Origin of the sequence: Otoolea muris (assembly GCF_943193115.1) — a bacterium.
GTDB lineage: Bacteria > Bacillota > Clostridia > Lachnospirales > Lachnospiraceae > Otoolea > Otoolea muris.
On record NZ_CALPCY010000004.1, the window covers coordinates 133,712 to 149,916 of the forward strand.

Below are 16,205 nucleotides of genomic sequence, written 5' to 3' on the forward strand. Positions count from 1 at the left end.
TATGATACAGATGAAGCATCTGATGATTACCGCGTTCGGGGCCGTTCTTCTGGCCCCGAACCTGCTGTTTCCGCTGATGAAAACAGAGGCGGATCTGGAAAACCGTGAAAACAGGACGCTGGCGCCGTTCCCTTCCGTTTCATGGGAAAATATAGATTCCCTCCCTGCGGACATCGAACTTTATATCAATGATCACGCCGCCTTCCGCAACCGCTTTCTGAGCCTGAATTCATCCCTGAACCTGGCTTTGTTTGACCACGCCGATTCACGGGAGGTCATAAAGGGAAAAGATGGCTGGTATTTCTACGCCGCCGGAAGCTCCGTCGAGGATTTCCTCGGTGTCAACCGGTTTTCCCCCGAGGAGCTCTCAGCCATCACAGAAAAGTTCCTGGCCGCACAGGCGTATTTTGAACAGCGGGGCGTGCGTTTCCTTGTCCTCATTGCGCCTAATAAAGAGGGAATTTACAGGGAATTTCTCCCCGACGGCTTTACCTCCCCAGACGGTCCTACGCGCCGCGGGGAGCTGATACAGGCTGTCAGCAACCGCATACCGGGCCTGATAGCCGATCCGTCCGCTTATTTTATGGAAAACCGGGACTATCAGTGGTATTTCAAGACGGACACTCACTGGAACGACGCCGCGGGCTTTGTCGCCGCGCAGATGCTGATCGAAATGGCGGGCGGCTCTCCTGTCTCTGTCCAGGATATTCAGGTTGAGTATATTCCGGGCAAATACGGGGATCTGGCCAGCCTTTTTCACATGCCAGTGTCCCTTGCGGACGACTCGTCCGCATCCATTCGCGGCTACTATGACGATCTTCCCTCGGAATTTTCTGATCCGGCGGGAGATGGAAACATTGTCCGCTATACAACGCCTGACTCACCGGATCCGCGCAGGATCGCCATATACCGGGATTCGTTTGGCGTCGCGCTGGCTCCGGCGCTTTGCAAATATTTCCGCTTTGCGGATTTCTACCACCGACAGGCATTTGACTGCTCCCTTCTGGAAGAAAACAGGCCGGATATCGTGGTCTATGAGGTTGTGGAGCGCAATCTGGATCAGATTCTGTTGGATCTGGGGCGGCTGATGGGGGAGTAAACCGCGCTGGCAGACGGTCCGGAAGGCGCCGCATCCAGCGCTTCCTCTGGCAGGAACTCCCTTCCCACACAGTAAGACAGCACAGACTTAAGCTGTGGGGAAATCCATTTATTTCTGTGGTACAGAAGCTGTTTCCATATATCGATCTCAAATCCCCGCACGTCCAGCCGGCAAAGCCCGCCTTCCCGTTCGTCCTGCGCCGTCACATAATCCGGCAGAAAGGAAATCCCCGCTCCCTGCTTTACCAGCGAGCATATCCGGCCCGTGCCTCCAATCTCAAGTATGGGCCGTATCTCCAGCGAACGGGCCGCCAGCTCCTCATCCATGAGACGGCGGTAGCTCATCCCTTTTTCCGTCAGAATAAAGGGTTCATTTACCAGATCCCGGATCGTAAGGCCCCTTCTCCCACACAGCGGGCATTCCGGATTCGCCACAAAATGCATCTCTACTTTTTCCTCCCGCACAATCACGTACTCCGCATTATAAATGTGGTTGTCCAGCGTCAGAATGGCGTCCGCCTCATTGTGGTTTAAGAGCCTGAACATCTCCTCTGTCCCTGCCGCCGTGATTTTCAGGGTAATATCCGGGTATTGCCTGCGGAATTCCAGGAACCGATCCCTTAAGAGCGAATCGCACAGGGAGTCTGCCATGGCCAGCCTCACATGGCCGCGCACGCTTTTTTCCTCCCGCATACTGTCCTCCATCTCTTTGGTCAAAAGCGTGATCTGCTGGGCGTAATACAAGATCTCGCGCCCTCTCTGCGTCAGCACAACGGTATGGTTAATGCGTTCAAACAGTTGGGAGCCGAGCTCCGTCTCCAACTGCCTGATATGCGAGGAAACCGTGGACTGGGAATAGCCCAGCGCCCGCGCAGCCCTGGTAAAGCTTGACAGCTCTGCAACCTGAATGAAGCTGATTAAATTTTTCAGATCCATTACGCCCCTCCTTCGGCAGTCTATCTGTATTTCCGATTGTATGTATTGTAATAATTAATTTTACAGATACTACTTTCTACTATATACTAAAATTCAGGAAAATACAAATATAAAAGAGGATATGAACAATGGCTTTGATTCAATGGATTTACAATCTTCTGTGGGGCGATCTGTTTACGATCACGCTTCCCGGCGGCAGTGAGCTTGGGCTTTCCCTGCTTGTTCTGATTCTGATTCCGTCCGGCATCTTTTTTACTGTGCGGACAAGATTTCTTCCGTTCCGGCTGTTTCCGGACATGATCCGCATCACGCTTGAGAAAAAGACGTCCTCCAAAACGGACGCCATCTCCGGCATCCAGGCCCTGATCATCTCCACCGCCACGCGCGTGGGGATGGGAAATCTGGTCGGCGTGGTGGCCGCCATCTCCGCCGGAGGGCCGGGCGCGGTGTTCTGGATGTGGGTTACCGCTCTCTTAGGTTCCTCCACTGCCTTCGCCGAGGCGACCCTGGCCCAGATTTACAAGGATCCGGATCCCCTTTACGGCGGCTTCCGCGGCGGGCCGGCCTGGTATATCCACCGCTTCTTCACAAAAAAGACCGTGCGGGAGAGCAAAAAGCGCTCTGTGATTGCCGTGCTGTTTGCCCTCTCCGGCCTCCTGTGCTGGTGCGGGATCAGCCAGGTCATCGGAAACTCGGTTTCCTCATCCTTTGCAAACGCGTTCCGCATCCCCCCGATCTGGACGACCCTGATCCTCGTCCTGGTAGCGGCTGTGATCGTGCTGCGCAAAAATGCCACAGTCAGGGTCCTGGATATCGTCGTCCCCGTCATGGCCGGACTGTATTTTGTCATTACGATCTTTATTATCATCAAAAACACGGGCCGGCTCCCGGCCGTTTTTAAGCAGATCTTTGAAGAAGCTTTCGGGCTCAGGCAGGCCGTGGCAGGCGGTTTTGGAGCGGTGCTGATGAACGGCGCCAAGCGCGGGCTGTTCTCGAACGAGGCGGGCTCCGGCTCCGCCCCCTGCGCCGCTGCCGCCGCGGATATCAGCCATCCCGCCAAGGAAGGGCTTCTGCAGGCGTTTGGCGTATTTATTGACACCATCGTAATCTGTAGCTGCTCTGCCATGATCATGCTCCTGACGCCGGAAAACCTGACAGCGGGACAGGCCGGAATGGATCTGTTACAGGCCGCCATGCATTATCACCTTGGAAGCTTCGGCGTGATCTTTACCGCTGTGATCCTGTGGCTGTTCAGCTTCTCCACCTTTATCGGCATCCTGTTTTACGCCCGGCCGAATGTCGCGTATCTGTTCGGGGATAACTGGACATCCCAGACGCTTTATAAGATCCTGGCTCTGATCATGCTCTTTGTGGGAGGGCTGCAGGCTTATACCTTTGTGTGGGATCTGGGCGATATCGGAATCGCGTTCATGACGGTCTTTAATATGCTGGCCCTGATTCCCCTCTCCGGGGAGGCCATGCGGTCTTTGAAGGAATATGAGGGCAACCAGGTAAAAAAGCATTGACTTAAAGTATACTTCAACCGATATAATAGAACCATATAAAAACATACAGGAGGCTGGCTATATGGTTTACAAAGAATTCCAAAACACAAAATTATCGGCTCTCGGCATGGGCGCGATGCGCCTTCCCGTCATCGATGGGGACGACTCCCGCATCGATAAAGAGGCGGCAAAGCAGATGGTTGCATATGCCATGGAACACGGCGTCAACTATTACGACACCGCATGGGGCTACCACAGCGGCCGTTCCGAATCCGTCATGGGCGGGCTTTTAAGCGAATATCCCAGGGAGCGCTTTTATCTGGCCACCAAATTCCCGGGCTATGATCTGTCGAATATGGGAAAGGTCCGTGAAATTTTTGAGAGACAGCTTGAAAAATGCAGGGTGGACTATTTTGACTTTTATCTGTTCCACAATGTGTGCGAAATGAACATTGACGCCTATTTAAATCCCGAATACGGCATTTACGACTACTTAACAGAGCAGAAGAAAAACGGCCGCATCCGCCATCTCGGTTTCTCCGCCCACGGAAGCTATGATGTGATGAAGCGCTTCCTGGAAGCGTACGGCCCGCAGATGGAATTCTGCCAGATCCAGCTCAACTACTTAGACTGGTCCTTCCAGGACGCGAAGGCAAAGACAGAGCTTTTGAAAGAGTACCATATCCCGATCTGGGTGATGGAACCCCTGCGCGGCGGACGTCTTGCCTCCCTGCCGGAAGAACACGAACACACGCTTAAAAGTCTTCGACCGGACGAGCCGGTTCCCGCATGGGCCTTCCGCTTCCTGCAGTCCGTCGGGGGCGTGACTGTGACACTCTCCGGCATGTCGAGCCTTGAGCAGATGGAGGAAAATATCCGCACCTTTGAGGACGAACGTCCGCTGAATGAGAAAGAGATGGGCGCTTTGCTGCACATCGCAGACGAGATGCTCGGCAGGAAAACGCTTCCCTGCACCTCCTGTCATTACTGCGTCAGCCATTGCCCCAAGGGCCTGAATATCCCGGAGCTTTTGTCCCTGTACAATGAGCACTGCTTCACAGAAGGCGGTTTCCTCGCCCCGATGGCCCTGTCCGCGCTGCCGGATGAAAAGAAGCCGTCAGCATGCATCGGATGCCGGAGCTGCGAGGCAGTCTGTCCGCAGCAGATCAAGATCTCAGAGGCGATGGCGGATTTTGTGAAGAAGATATCGTAGATTATTTGCCGAACAGATCGCTGTACGGATTCCTGCCGAACCAATGCGCATTGATAATATAGTTACAAACACTACCGATACAACGAAAAGCATAACTCAGGAGAATCCCTGCAAACCCTTTCATAATGGGTAATGCAGGGAAATCCGCGGCGTGCCTTTCTTTCGATTATATATACTGTTGATCCGAATGCAACTGACAGGTACGCTCAAAGTCTGATCTGCGAAACTGCATCATCTGATTTGCATAAACGAATGCTGCCGCCGGCAGGAATCGCGCTCCCCCTATTTCATATACTCCTGCTTTACCTTATGATCCACCACATGCCGCCCCGCCAGCTCCTTCGTGACATCTTCCACCGATATCCCCGCCTCTGCCATCAGCACCATCACATGATAGCAGAGATCCGCGATCTCATACACCGTCTCCTCTTTATCCTTCTTTGCCGCGGCAATGATAACCTCTGTACACTCCTCCCCGACCTTTTTAAGAATTTTATCGAGCCCCTTTTCAAACAGGTAGGTCGTATAACTACCCTCTTTGGGCTGCGTCTTCCGCCCTTTCAGCATCTCATACAGCCCCTCATACGAAAACGGCCCGATCTCCTCATTCTGAAAGACCGGCTCAAAAAAGCAGCTCTCCGCTCCGGTATGGCAGGCCGGGCCGTCCTTGATCACCTCGATCAGCAGCGTATCGCGATCGCAGTCCGCGCTGACAGAGACAATATGCTGCCGGTTCCCGCTCGTCTCGCCCTTTCTCCAGAGCGTCCGGCGGCTGCGGCTGTAAAAGCAGGTCATCTTCTCCCGGATGCTGATCTCCAGGCTCTCCCGGTTCATCCAGGCCATCATCAGGGTCTTTTTGCTGTAATAATCCTGTACAATCGCCGGAATCAGGCCCTGGTCGTTCCACGCAAGCTCCTCCGGCTTCACATTCATCTCCATCATTTCCTTATCTCCACTCCGTTTTTGCCTAAATAATCCTTCAGATCCGCAATATCAACCTCGCGCCGGTGGAAAATACTGGCCGCCAGCCCTGCGTCGATCTTCGGGCAGGAAAACAGCTTAAGAAAATCTTCCTTACAGCCCGCGCCGCCTGACGCGATGATCGGCACGTCCACGCGCTCTGCAATGGCTGTGAGCATCTCCAGGTCAAAGCCCTGCTTCACGCCGTCTGTGTCAATGCTGTTGACCACCAGCTCGCCGGCCCCGCGCCGCACGCCTTCCGCCGCCCACAAAAGCGCGTCCAGCCCGGTATTTACACGGCCGCCGTTCTGAAACACCATAAATCTCCCATCCACGCGTTTGACATCCATGGAGAGCACCACGCACTGGTTTCCGTACTTTCTGGCCGCCTCGTCGATGAGATCCGGGTTGCGGATGGCCCCGCTGTTTACGCTCACCTTGTCCGCGCCGCACTTTAACACACGGTCAAAATCCGCAACCGCGCCGATCCCGCCGCCGACGGTCAGGGGAATAAATACCTGCCGCGCCGTTTCTGTCAGTATATCTGTAAACAGCTTCCTACCCTCAACGCTGGCCGTGATATCATAAAATACAAGCTCATCCGCGCCGCTCTCATTGTAAAAGCGGGCCATCTCCACCGGATCCGCCACATCCCGGATCCCCTCAAAATTCACGCCCTTCACAACGCGTCCGTCCTTTACGTCCAGACACGGGATAATTCGTTTTGTTATCATAAATGCCTCCCAGAGCTCTCAATCCATCGCTTATCCCTATTCTAAGCGTTCATAAGGGCCTCTCTCAAATCAATTGCCCCCACATAGAGCGCCTTGCCAAGGATAGCCCCATGAACCACATCCTTCAGCTTCACGATCTCCTCCAGGCTGCTGATTCCCCCGGATGCAATGATGTCAAGGCCCTGAATCTGTGAGAGCTCCTCATACAGCGAAAGGTTCGTCCCCTGCATCCTTCCGTCCCTGGAAATATCCGTGTAAATCACGGTTTTCACACCGCTGTCCCTCAGCCGCCGGCAAAAATCCACGCCCTTTAGCGCGCTCGTCTCCAGCCATCCGTGCGTCGCCACGCAGCCGTCCTTTGTGTCCACGCCCACGGCAATCCTGCCGCCGTACTTTTTTACCATTTCCTCCAGAAACGGGTAATCTGTCACCGCCGCGGTTCCCAGGATCACCCGTCCGGCTCCCAGTGATAAATAGGAATCGATCGCATCTTCCGTCCGGATACCGCCGCCGACCTCCACAAAAAGGCCGCTTTCTTCAATCAGACGCCGGATCGTGGAAAAATTCGCCAGCGCCGCGTCCTTTGCCCCGTCCAGATCCACGACATGAAGGTTTTTCGCCCCCTGCTCCTTAAAGCCCATAGCCACCGCCGCCGGATCAGAGCTGAATACCGTCATCCTCGCGTAATCGCCTTCCACCAGGCGTACCGCGTTCCCATCCCTCAAATCAATCGCCGGAAATAACTCCATTTTGCCTCCTTCTCAAATCGCAACAGTTCAGACGGGGCATCTTCTTGCCCGTCTACGCCGGACAAGAAGCGGATGTCCATCCGATGCGGAACCTGACGCCGTCTGAACTGTTACCTCAAATCTCCGAAAACGCCTTCAAGATCCGAAGGCCCGCCGCACCGCTCTTCTCCGGATGAAACTGTGTTCCCATCACATTTCCATTGGCCGCGGCCGCTGTCACCGAAATCCCGTACTCTGAAACCGCCAGAAGGCTCTCGTCGCAGTCCTTTCCATAATAGCTGTGTACAAAATACACATAATCCCCTTCCAAGGAATATTTAAACAGCGGGTGCTTCTTTCCCTTTTCTGTAAACCGCAGGCTGTTCCAGCCCATATGCGGTACTTTTAAGGAGGCGGGAATCTCACCCTTAAGCGGCTTCATCGCCCCCGGGATCAGGCCCAGGCCCTCAAATTCGCCGTACTCATAGCTCTTGTCAAATAAGAGCTGCATGCCAAGGCAGATTCCCATGATGGGCTTTCCCTTCGCCGCCTCGTCCTTTATCGTATCCACCAGGCCAGACTGGCGCAGCTTTGAAACCGCGTCCCCAAACGCGCCCACGCCCGGCAGGATAATCCGATCCGCCTGAACCAGATCCTCCTTTTTCCCGCTGATCCGGTTCTCCAGTCCCAGAAAGCGCAGGGAACTGCTGAGAGAAAATAAATTGCCAACTCCATAGTCAATAATCGTAATCATAATCTGCCTCCCCTGTTATGGTTTCAGGTAAGAAACTGTTCAGGCAGCCGGGACGGTTACGGCTCCATCTCTCAGAGAACCCCTTTTGAGGAGGGAATCTCATCCCTGTGCGCCTCCTCAATGGACACCGCCTCCCGGAGCGCCCGGCCCAGCCCCTTGAACATCGCCTCAATCAGATGATGGCTGTTTTCCCCGTGTAATTTCTTAAAATGAAGGGTCAGCCTTGCATTCTGCGCAAATGCATACATAAATTCCCGGACCAGCTCTGTATCAAAATCGCCCACCTTCTGGGACGGGATCTCCGCGTCCATCACCAGATACGCCCGGCCGCTGATATCCAGGGCTGTCAGCATCAGCGTTTCATCCATAGGAAGAAGCATGCTGCCGTACCGCCGTATTCCCCGCTTGTCCCCCAGCGCCTCCGCAAAAGCCTGTCCAAGGGCGATCCCGATATCCTCTGTAGTGTGATGATAATCCACATGCGTATCGCCCTCGCAGCAAACTGTCAGATCAAAACGCCCGTGGTGCGAAAAGAGCTCCAGCATATGGTCAAGAAACCCGCAGCCGGTTTTTACCTCATGGATACCGCTCCCGTCCAGATCAAGCCTTAACCGGATGTCGGTCTCCTTTGTTTTCCGCTCCAGATATGCTGTCCGCCGCTTCATCCTCTTGCCTCCCTGTCAGAAAGCAGGCGCTTTGTCACGGCCAGAAATTCTTCCATCTCCCCGTCCGTGCCGATCGAAACACGCAGATATTCCCCTATCCGATCCGCGTCCCAGCGCCGCACCAGAATCCCGTTCTCCCGCAGCCCGTCAAAATACGCCTTCCCGCCCATGGAATTACTCTTTATGAACAGGAAATTTGTCCTGGAATCCAGTACCTTAAAGCCCAGCTCCCGGAGCCCCTGCGCCGTCCTCTCTCTTGTGCCGCAGATCCGCTCGCAGCACAGCTTCGTATATTCCCTGTCTTTCACCGCCTCCGCAGCGGCCAGCATGGACAGGCGGTTTACGTTATAAGGATTAAAGCTGTATTTAACCCGGTTCATATCCGCGATCAGCTCTTTCCCCGCGATCGCAAAGCCCACGCGCCCGCCCGCCAGGCTTCTCGACTTGGAAAATGTCTGGATCACCACCAGGTTTTCATAGCGCTTCAGCAGGGAAACCGCGCTCTCACATCCAAAATCCACATACGCCTCGTCAACCATCACCACCTGCCCCTGATTCGCCGCCAGGATTTCCTCAATCGCCGAAAGCGGCAGCGCCATCCCGGTCGGCGCGTTCGGGTTGGCGATGATGCAATTGCATCCGCAGCCCTTATAATCCTCAGTGTCAACCGAAAAATCATCCTTAAGCGCCGCCGTGCGGTAGGGGATATCCAAAAGCCCGCACAGCGCCGGATAAAAGCCGTATGTAATATCCGCGGCCAGAAGCGGGCTCTCCTTATCGCAAAAGGCCCGGAACGCAAACGCCAGTATCTCATCCGATCCGTTGCCCACAATCACCTGATCCGGCTCCACTCCATAATAATCCGCAATGGCCTTTACAAGCGGCTTTGCCTCCGGATCCGAATACAGGCGCAGATTCGCAATCTCCGTCGGCGCCGGATCCGTTCCATCGCTCTCTTCAAAGCCCGCCAGAATCGCTTTAGCCACATTCGGGCTCGGCGGATAAGGGCTTTCATTTGTATTCAGCTTGATAAACTTCCTTCCCTTCGGCTGCTCGCCCGGCGTGTAGGGCAAAAGCGCCTGACCTGATTTACTTAAAAAACGGCTCATATCTGTGCTCCTCCTGATCTGACGGAATCCCGGAAATCCCCCGGGCGTCTGAATTTCCAAAAACCGCAGCCATCCGCATCCGTTCACGCTGTCTGAGCGATTATTTAAATCCAACCGCGCGGCTGCGGTTCACAGTCCGCTAAAGCGCCGCTGTTTTATGCGGGCCTTCCTTCAGCGCCGCATCCTCCAGCCGTCCCAGCATGGCGTTAATCTCCTCATTTTTAAACTCATAACTGCTTTTATTGGCAATAAAACGGGCGCTGATCGCCAGAAATTCCTCCAAAATCTTCAAATGGTTCTCCCGGATCGTGCTGCCTGACTCCACGATATCCACAATCACATCCGACAGCCCCAGGATCGGCGCCAGCTCGATACTCCCATTCAGCTTAATAATATCAATATCCCGGCTCATTTTCGCATAATGCGCCTTGGCAATATTAGGAAACTTTGTCGCCACGCGCACCGGGCGATCCGGATCCCCGGCATAATCCTCCCTTGCGGCTACGCACATCCGGCAGCGCCCCAGCCCGAGATCCAGAAGCTCATACACATCCGGCCGGCTTTCCAGCAGAATATCCTTTCCCACAATCCCCACATCCGCCGCGTGATGCTCCACATAGATTGCCACATCGATCGGCTTCACCAGAAGATAGCGCACTCCTGCCGCCTCATTTTCAAATACCAGCTTCCGGTTATCGTCATAAATACTCTTACAGTCATATCCCACAGAGGCCAGAAGCTCATACACCTGATCCCCAAGCCTTCCCTTGGGCAGCGCTATATTCAGCATGTGCGCGCCCCCTTTCCGTCCTCCGCCTGCAGCGCTCCGTCCCGGAACCGGAAAATCTGCCCAAACCGCAGCTCCCCCGGAACCGCGCGCTCCACCCGGACGCGCAGGCCCTTTCCCCGTAGCTCCTTCACCGCCCTGCCCAGGAGCGCCGGATCCGCCGTCCCGTCATACAGCACCAGCGCCTCCAGATCATACTCCGCCCTGCGCTCCGGCAGCCAGTTAAACTCATCCAGATACAGCGCAAAGCCAATCGCGCTCTCCGGCTTCTTCAACTTCGCCATCATCCCGTCATACTGCCCGCCCGACAGCACATGCCTGGCCAGGCCGTCCAGATACCCCTGGAAAATAATCCCGTTGTAATACTCCATATCCTGAATCATCGTAAAATCGAGCCGGATCCGCTCCCCCAGCCCGTCCGCCTTAAGCGCCTCACAGACAAGCGAAAGCCGCTCCAATGCCTCCTTCATGGCAGGCGAATCCGCGATAGTCCCCGCCTGCGCAATAACCGTCCTAAAATCCCCGTACAGGGACAAAAGCGCCAGAACCCGCTCCGACTCCCGCTCACCGAGCCCGGCCTCCTCACAGGCCGCCTCCAGCCCGCTCCGGTTCTTCGCCCGAAGCGCCTCCAAAAGCTGCCTCTTCGCGCGCCGGCCCACGCCCAGCTCCTCCAAAAGCCCTGCCACAAAATCCATCCCCGACAGCTTCAGCACATAATCCTGCCCAAAAGCGGCCAGCGTCTGAACCGCAAGGCCCACAACCTCTGTAATCACAAAGCCGTCCACCCCGCCCATACACTCTAAGCCCATCTGGCTGATTTCCTTATAGGTATGGCTCTCCTTGCTCTCGCGGTAAACGCTTTCTATATAATAAACCTTCTCGCAGAAATCCCGGCCCGCTTTCGTATTCTTCGCGATTCCCAGCGTGATATCCGGTTTTAACGCCATCAGGCGTCCGTCCAGATCCGTGAAGGTGAGTATATGCTCGCTGGGGAGAAAACTCCGGTTCGCCGCATACAGGCCGTATTCCTCGAAGCGGCCCATGCGGTATTTGCGGTAGCCGTAGGTTTCGTAGAGGCTGCGGAGTTTTAGGGTGGCGGCTTCGGCGCGTTTTAGACCTTTCATTTCAAAATCCATTTAAGTGATCCTTTCTGGATGTTGTTTCTTTGCTTTCTTTAGTTATCATGGTAGCGTGTTAAAGTACCGTATTATCTTATCATTTATTCTGTTAAAATGCAATAGTTTTCGTTATATGGATTTTTAGAGTTGCGATCCCTCAAAACCCGCATATACTCAAGCTTCTTTCCCCACCAGCCGCACCCTGCTCCAATGCCCCGTCAAATACCACCCAAACGATATCGCATAATTCACAAACCACCCAATCGGCACCGCATACCACACAAACGCCACGCCATACCTGGGCGCAAAATAGTTTGCCACAAATACCCGAATGCTCAAATTAGCCAGGTTCGCGATCGTGAAAGCCGTCACATCCCCCGCGCCCCTTAACAGCCCGTCCGTTGTCATTTTCACGCCAATGAAAATGAAAAACCAGGAAATGAATCCTGTATAGGCCATACCGGCAGCGAACGCGTCCGCGCTGGCGTCCGCGTCGAGGAAGGCGGAGATAAAAAACTCTCTGCCTGCCTGAAGCGCGACGCACAGGAGGACGGCGAAGCAGAGCAGGATTCCGTAGCATGCGCGGTACCCCTGCCGCACGCGTTTGACGTTTCCGGCGCCCATGTTCTGGGCTGTGAAAGTGGACATCGCGTTGCCCACGGCGATCATGGGGACAATGGAGAGGGATTCGATTCTGGTTCCTGCCGAATAGCCGGCCATCACGGATGAGCCGAAGGTGTTGACCACGGACTGCACCAGAAGCATTCCGACATGTACGATGGACTGCTGGAGAATGGACGGGATGGCCACCCGCGTCATGGGCAGGAGCATGTCTCTGTCATATCGGCGGAACGATTCTTTTTCATGCGGATATCCCTTAAGCTTTCGCATCAGAAGGAAAAAGGAGATGCAGGCGGAGATTCCCTGCGCTATCAGGGTCGCCCAGGCTACGCCTTCCACACCCATGTGAAACCGGATTACGAATTGTAAATCAAGGGCTATGTTGAGCAGGGAGGAGAAGATCAGGAGGTACAGCGGCGTCCTGGAGTCCCCAAGGGAGTTAAAAACCGATGCCTGGACATTATACATGAACAGGAACGGAAGGCCCATGAAGTAGATGCGCAGATAGGCAGCGGCATCCCCGAATACGTTTGCAGGAACCTTGAGGATCCGCAGGATCCAGTCGTTTACTGCCAGGCCGGAGAGGCCGAGCGCGAGGCTGATGCAGAGGAAATTCACCAGCGTCGTTGACACCGCTGTTTTCATCCTTGTCGTCTGTCCGGCCCCGAAGAACTGGGAGATCAGAACCGCGCTGCCCACGCCGCCTCCGATTGCCACGGCAATGAATACGTTGGTTATGGAGTAGGATGCGCCTACAGCGGCCAAAGCTTCTTCGCTGACAAATCGGCCCACGACGACGGAGTCCACGATATTATAGAACTGCTGAAACAGATTTCCCAGAATCATCGGCAAAGCGAATAACAGTATCGCCCTTCCCGGGCGATCGGCCAGCATACGGTTTTCCTTTTTTGCCGTTTCCCGATTTTCCATTTTACTATACCCCTTCCTGTAACGCAGCCTGCTGCGCGCGGTAAATATCTGCCGCGGGATTATGAGCCGCGGACCGCCCCGCCGTTTTCCTTTTTGCAGGCCCCGGTTCTTATGAATGAAGCCCTGACTGCCCTTGTCGGGCAGGCTTCTATGCAGGCCCCGCAGCGGATGCATTCCATGCTGTTCGGGTGCTCATAGACCTTGATATCCATGGGGCAGGCCCGCCTGCATTGCCCGCATGAGATACATTTGTCTGCCTCCAGCTTAAACCGGAATATGGAAACCGGGTTAAACAGCCCGTACATGGCCCCCAGAGGGCAGACGTAGCGGCAGAACGGGCGCGGCATCCGGATGGACAGAAGGACAACCACAATCAGAAGAAATGCCTTCCAGCCAAATAAAACGCCCGCCGCCTCCCGAAGTCCCGGATTGGCCAGCAAAAGCGGGATGCCGCCCATCAGGGTTCCGCTGGGGCAGATATATTTGCAGAACCAGGGAGAGCCGATCCCCGCCACGTTTACCACGACAGCCGGCAGGATCAGCACAAACACAGCTAATATCACGTATTTCACCCAGCGCAGATACCGGTCTCCCAAAAGCCGGCGTTTCTTTTTCATCAGAGGCAGCTTATAGAGCAGATCCTGCGCCAGCCCAAAGGGACAGAACCAGCCGCAGATCATCCTTCCGAACAGGGAGCCGAGTACCATCAGGAAGCCGAATACATAACAGGAAAATGTGAACTGCCTGCTGCTTATGACTGCCTGCAGCGCGCCGATAGGGCACGCAAAGAGAGCGCCCGGGCAGGAATAGCAGTTCAGCCCCGGGGCGCAGGCAGACTTTGTTTTTCCTGTATAAATGCGCCCATTTAAAAATCCGGCCGCGTAGCCGTTGCTGATCGCTGTCCACAGCGCCTGCACCCAAAGGCGGCAGACGGACAGGCTGCCAAAGCCTTTTCCCGGCCGTCTTGCTTTTCTGCCTGCGAATGGAAACGGAAATCTCCCGCCCTCTTCCTGATGATCCTGATGGCAATCGGATGCCGCTTCTGCTGTTTTCCCAAAACCCATACGCTTACTTCCCCTGTCTTCTGACATTTCTCTCCCGTTTATCCAATTCCAATACACTCCATACAGATCGTGATTGCCTTCATCAGCACTACATCCGGCTCCAGGCGGCGTCCTCCGTACGTAAACAGGGCCAATCCGGCCAGAAGCAGGAAAATGCCCGCGGTATTTCTCTTTCTGTTACTATCCACGGCCCGGCTAAAACGCAGCCGTTCAGTGAACCGTAACACGCTTCGCGATGCACACAAACCGCAAAAAACGCGGTTTGGCGCTGCGGCCCCCGGGTTTTCTGTGACTTCCGCTGTGCTGCACTCACAAAAAACGCCTCGCGGAATACTGCCCGTGAATAGTAACCTCTTTTTCTCACTCATCTCCTTCCCACTCCTGTCCTTTCTGTTCCATGGCTCCGGAAAACAGCCCGGAAAACGCGTTTTCGGCATACCGGGCAATCTGCTCTTCGAGCGCGCAAAAGCGGTCCAAAAATCCGGCCCCCTCTTCTGTAAGCGTTGAGGAACCGCCCCTGCTGCCGCCTGCCTGGCGCGTGATAAAACGGATTCCCAATTCATCCTCTGCCTGCTTGACCATCTTCCAGCCCTTGCTGTAAGAGATCCCCTTTGCCTGGCACGCCCCCAGCATCGAACCGTTTTCCCGGATCGCTTCTAAAAAGCCCGCGGTATCCTGGCTAAAGCATTCTGTCTCCTTTTTAAGTCTGACCGAAATCATACAGGATAATTCCTGTTTTTTGCGGCTGTCTTCCTCATATTTGAGGATTTCTTTGTAATCCCCGGCTGTGTTTGTATCCATCACCACGCCGCGATCGCACAGCCTGACAAGCTCTGCCGGCACGCCGCACGCTTCGATCGCGCCCCGCAGCCCCATTTCCCCTTTATATCCGAGGATCGCGGGAATCACACTCTGAGCCAGCATGACGGGATGGCCTCTTTTCCCCTCATATACGGGAATAGCGATGCTCCCTTTTGCCTCTTTCATCTTAAAGATCGTGTCCGCTGATACCAGCGGAATATCGGAAGGAAATAAAAGCACCCGATCCGCCTTTTTCTGAATATAGCGCAGGCCCTGACAGATCGAGCCAAACATCTGGGATGTCTGATAACGCTTATTGCGGACAAATACAGCCCCCCTGTGGGCAATATGCTTTTCCAGCGCCTCCGCCTGATACCCGGTCACCACCACAATGGGGCTGATCCCGGCCTGGCGGAGCGTATCGATCTCCCTCTGAATCATAGTCGTCCGGCCCACCTTCATGAGAGGCCTCAGCTCCTCCATATATTCTGATTTTCCGGCTGCCAGAATCACAGCGCCTGTCCCTTTTTCTGCCACTTCGGTTCCTCCTGGTATGCATAATATACCGCAAAGCGGGGCGCGCGGATGGCGGGAATGATTGTTCAAACACGCTCCGGCAGCATCTCCAGTTCTTCGTAAACAATACAGTGCCTGAAGCTGTTTTCCCGCACCATCCGGCGGCATTCGCTTAAATCTATCCACATAACGCCATCAATCTCCGATGCCTGCAGCGTCATTTCCTCTGGTTCAACGTCTTTCCACATACAGTATACATGACTGACCTGGCATTCCATGAATACCTGTCCGTGAAATACGTTTTCACAGGAAATCCGCCTCCTGCCGCAAAAGATCAGCTCGTCCTCACCTGCTGTAATCCCCAGCTCTTCTTTAAGCTCCCTGATCGCCGACTCTGTATAGCCGCTTCCGGCCGGGATATGGCCCGCGCTCGAAATATCATAGCAGCCGGGATAAGAATCTTTATCTTCACTGCGTTTTTGCAGAAGCACCTCTACGCGTCCGGCGCGCCGGCGAAGGAGCCATACGTGGGAGGTTCTGTGGCGGATCCCCTCCCTGTGGGCCCTGCCGCGCTCTACTGTCTCCCCTGTGGGGTTTCCATCCTCATCCACAACATCCAGTAACTCTTCCTCTGCCTGCCCTGTCATCCGAACCGCGCTCCTTTTT

Annotated in this window: 17 protein-coding genes; 3 read left to right on the forward strand and 14 right to left on the reverse strand. The window is 54.8% G+C overall.

What is annotated here, in order from left to right:
* The first annotated feature begins 1 nt into the window (after nucleotide 1).
* A complete protein-coding gene (locus tag NFS31_RS04635) occupies nucleotides 2-1,099 on the forward strand; it encodes an alginate O-acetyltransferase AlgX-related protein (protein WP_251492104.1) in 1,098 nt (365 codons plus the stop codon).
* Here NFS31_RS04635 and NFS31_RS04640 read toward each other — a convergent pair.
* Nucleotides 1,060-2,034, reverse strand: coding sequence for a LysR family transcriptional regulator (locus tag NFS31_RS04640; RefSeq protein WP_251492106.1), 975 nt, complete (start codon nucleotides 2,032-2,034; stop codon nucleotides 1,060-1,062). The two genes, NFS31_RS04635 and NFS31_RS04640, sit on opposite strands and share 40 nt — an antisense overlap.
* A gap of 128 nt (nucleotides 2,035-2,162) precedes the next feature.
* Here NFS31_RS04640 and NFS31_RS04645 point away from each other — a divergent pair, with 128 nt between their 5' ends.
* Both NFS31_RS04645 and NFS31_RS04650 read left to right on the forward strand, forming a co-directional pair.
* Nucleotides 2,163-3,560, forward strand: a complete 1,398-nt coding sequence (locus tag NFS31_RS04645) for an alanine/glycine:cation symporter family protein (RefSeq protein WP_251492108.1) — start codon at nucleotides 2,163-2,165, stop codon at nucleotides 3,558-3,560.
* Nucleotides 3,561-3,621: 61 nt separating this feature from the next.
* On the forward strand, nucleotides 3,622-4,752 hold the full coding sequence (locus NFS31_RS04650; protein ID WP_251492110.1) for an aldo/keto reductase: 1,131 nt from the start codon (nucleotides 3,622-3,624) through the stop codon (nucleotides 4,750-4,752).
* Nucleotides 4,753-5,034: 282 nt separating this feature from the next.
* Here the strand turns inward: NFS31_RS04650 and hisIE are convergent, their stop codons facing one another.
* The 13 genes from hisIE to NFS31_RS04715 all read right to left on the reverse strand — a co-directional run bounded on the left by hisIE (nucleotide 5,035) and on the right by NFS31_RS04715 (nucleotide 16,186).
* Nucleotides 5,035-5,694 carry a bifunctional phosphoribosyl-AMP cyclohydrolase/phosphoribosyl-ATP diphosphatase HisIE gene (gene hisIE, locus NFS31_RS04655; RefSeq protein WP_331482496.1) on the reverse strand — a complete coding sequence of 220 codons (660 nt, stop codon included), beginning with the start codon at nucleotides 5,692-5,694 and terminating at the stop codon, nucleotides 5,035-5,037.
* Nucleotides 5,691-6,446, reverse strand: coding sequence for an imidazole glycerol phosphate synthase subunit HisF (gene hisF / locus NFS31_RS04660; protein ID WP_251492112.1), 756 nt, complete (start codon nucleotides 6,444-6,446; stop codon nucleotides 5,691-5,693). Before hisF ends, hisIE begins: the two co-directional genes overlap by 4 nt.
* Nucleotides 6,447-6,487: 41 nt before the next feature.
* A complete protein-coding gene (gene hisA, locus NFS31_RS04665; RefSeq protein WP_160225246.1) occupies nucleotides 6,488-7,195 on the reverse strand; it encodes a 1-(5-phosphoribosyl)-5-[(5-phosphoribosylamino)methylideneamino]imidazole-4-carboxamide isomerase in 708 nt (235 codons plus the stop codon).
* Nucleotides 7,196-7,310: 115 nt separating this feature from the next.
* Nucleotides 7,311-7,928 carry an imidazole glycerol phosphate synthase subunit HisH gene (gene hisH / locus NFS31_RS04670; RefSeq protein WP_251492114.1) on the reverse strand — a complete coding sequence of 206 codons (618 nt, stop codon included), beginning with the start codon at nucleotides 7,926-7,928 and terminating at the stop codon, nucleotides 7,311-7,313.
* A 71-nt stretch (nucleotides 7,929-7,999) separates the two neighbouring features.
* Nucleotides 8,000-8,593 carry an imidazoleglycerol-phosphate dehydratase HisB gene (gene hisB, locus NFS31_RS04675; protein WP_160225244.1) on the reverse strand — a complete coding sequence of 198 codons (594 nt, stop codon included), beginning with the start codon at nucleotides 8,591-8,593 and terminating at the stop codon, nucleotides 8,000-8,002.
* Nucleotides 8,590-9,702: a histidinol-phosphate transaminase gene (gene hisC / locus NFS31_RS04680; protein WP_251492116.1), complete on the reverse strand. Its 1,113-nt coding sequence runs from the start codon at nucleotides 9,700-9,702 to the stop codon at nucleotides 8,590-8,592. The genes hisB and hisC overlap by 4 nt, the downstream gene beginning before the upstream one ends.
* A 139-nt stretch (nucleotides 9,703-9,841) precedes the next feature.
* Complete coding sequence (hisG, locus tag NFS31_RS04685) at nucleotides 9,842-10,492, reverse strand: ATP phosphoribosyltransferase (protein ID WP_251492118.1); 651 nt, start codon at nucleotides 10,490-10,492, stop codon at nucleotides 9,842-9,844.
* Nucleotides 10,486-11,625 carry an ATP phosphoribosyltransferase regulatory subunit gene (locus tag NFS31_RS04690; RefSeq protein ID WP_251492120.1) on the reverse strand — a complete coding sequence of 380 codons (1,140 nt, stop codon included), beginning with the start codon at nucleotides 11,623-11,625 and terminating at the stop codon, nucleotides 10,486-10,488. The genes hisG and NFS31_RS04690 overlap by 7 nt, the downstream gene beginning before the upstream one ends.
* A gap of 156 nt (nucleotides 11,626-11,781) precedes the next feature.
* Nucleotides 11,782-13,158: an MATE family efflux transporter gene (locus NFS31_RS04695; protein ID WP_251492122.1), complete on the reverse strand. Its 1,377-nt coding sequence runs from the start codon at nucleotides 13,156-13,158 to the stop codon at nucleotides 11,782-11,784.
* Between the two features lie 59 nt (nucleotides 13,159-13,217).
* Nucleotides 13,218-14,222, reverse strand: a complete 1,005-nt coding sequence (locus NFS31_RS04700; protein WP_251492124.1) for a 4Fe-4S binding protein — start codon at nucleotides 14,220-14,222, stop codon at nucleotides 13,218-13,220.
* Between the two features lie 38 nt (nucleotides 14,223-14,260).
* Nucleotides 14,261-14,410, reverse strand: a complete 150-nt coding sequence (locus NFS31_RS04705; RefSeq protein ID WP_251492126.1) for a CD1871A family CXXC motif-containing protein — start codon at nucleotides 14,408-14,410, stop codon at nucleotides 14,261-14,263.
* A 172-nt stretch (nucleotides 14,411-14,582) separates the two neighbouring features.
* A complete protein-coding gene (locus tag NFS31_RS04710; protein ID WP_251492128.1) occupies nucleotides 14,583-15,560 on the reverse strand; it encodes an NTP transferase domain-containing protein in 978 nt (325 codons plus the stop codon).
* 65 nt (nucleotides 15,561-15,625) lie between these two features.
* Nucleotides 15,626-16,186, reverse strand: coding sequence for an NUDIX hydrolase (locus NFS31_RS04715; protein ID WP_251492130.1), 561 nt, complete (start codon nucleotides 16,184-16,186; stop codon nucleotides 15,626-15,628).
* Nucleotides 16,187-16,205: the final 19 nt, after the last annotated feature.

Coding starts and splice junctions, on each gene's coding strand:
- NFS31_RS04635 (WP_251492104.1), top strand. CDS start 2: ATGATACAGATGAAGCATCTGATGATTACCGCGTTCGGGGCCGTTCTT.
- hisH (WP_251492114.1), bottom strand. CDS start 7,928: ATGATTACGATTATTGACTATGGAGTTGGCAATTTATTTTCTCTCAGC.
- NFS31_RS04640 (WP_251492106.1), bottom strand. CDS start 2,034: ATGGATCTGAAAAATTTAATCAGCTTCATTCAGGTTGCAGAGCTGTCA.
- hisG (WP_251492118.1), bottom strand. CDS start 10,492: ATGCTGAATATAGCGCTGCCCAAGGGAAGGCTTGGGGATCAGGTGTAT.
- NFS31_RS04700 (WP_251492124.1), bottom strand. CDS start 14,222: ATGGGTTTTGGGAAAACAGCAGAAGCGGCATCCGATTGCCATCAGGAT.
- NFS31_RS04690 (WP_251492120.1), bottom strand. CDS start 11,625: ATGGATTTTGAAATGAAAGGTCTAAAACGCGCCGAAGCCGCCACCCTA.
- NFS31_RS04650 (WP_251492110.1), top strand. CDS start 3,622: ATGGTTTACAAAGAATTCCAAAACACAAAATTATCGGCTCTCGGCATG.
- hisA (WP_160225246.1), bottom strand. CDS start 7,195: ATGGAGTTATTTCCGGCGATTGATTTGAGGGATGGGAACGCGGTACGC.
- hisC (WP_251492116.1), bottom strand. CDS start 9,702: ATGAGCCGTTTTTTAAGTAAATCAGGTCAGGCGCTTTTGCCCTACACG.
- NFS31_RS04695 (WP_251492122.1), bottom strand. CDS start 13,158: ATGGAAAATCGGGAAACGGCAAAAAAGGAAAACCGTATGCTGGCCGAT.
- hisB (WP_160225244.1), bottom strand. CDS start 8,593: ATGAAGCGGCGGACAGCATATCTGGAGCGGAAAACAAAGGAGACCGAC.
- NFS31_RS04715 (WP_251492130.1), bottom strand. CDS start 16,186: ATGACAGGGCAGGCAGAGGAAGAGTTACTGGATGTTGTGGATGAGGAT.
- NFS31_RS04645 (WP_251492108.1), top strand. CDS start 2,163: ATGGCTTTGATTCAATGGATTTACAATCTTCTGTGGGGCGATCTGTTT.
- hisF (WP_251492112.1), bottom strand. CDS start 6,446: ATGATAACAAAACGAATTATCCCGTGTCTGGACGTAAAGGACGGACGC.
- hisIE (WP_331482496.1), bottom strand. CDS start 5,694: ATGATGGAGATGAATGTGAAGCCGGAGGAGCTTGCGTGGAACGACCAG.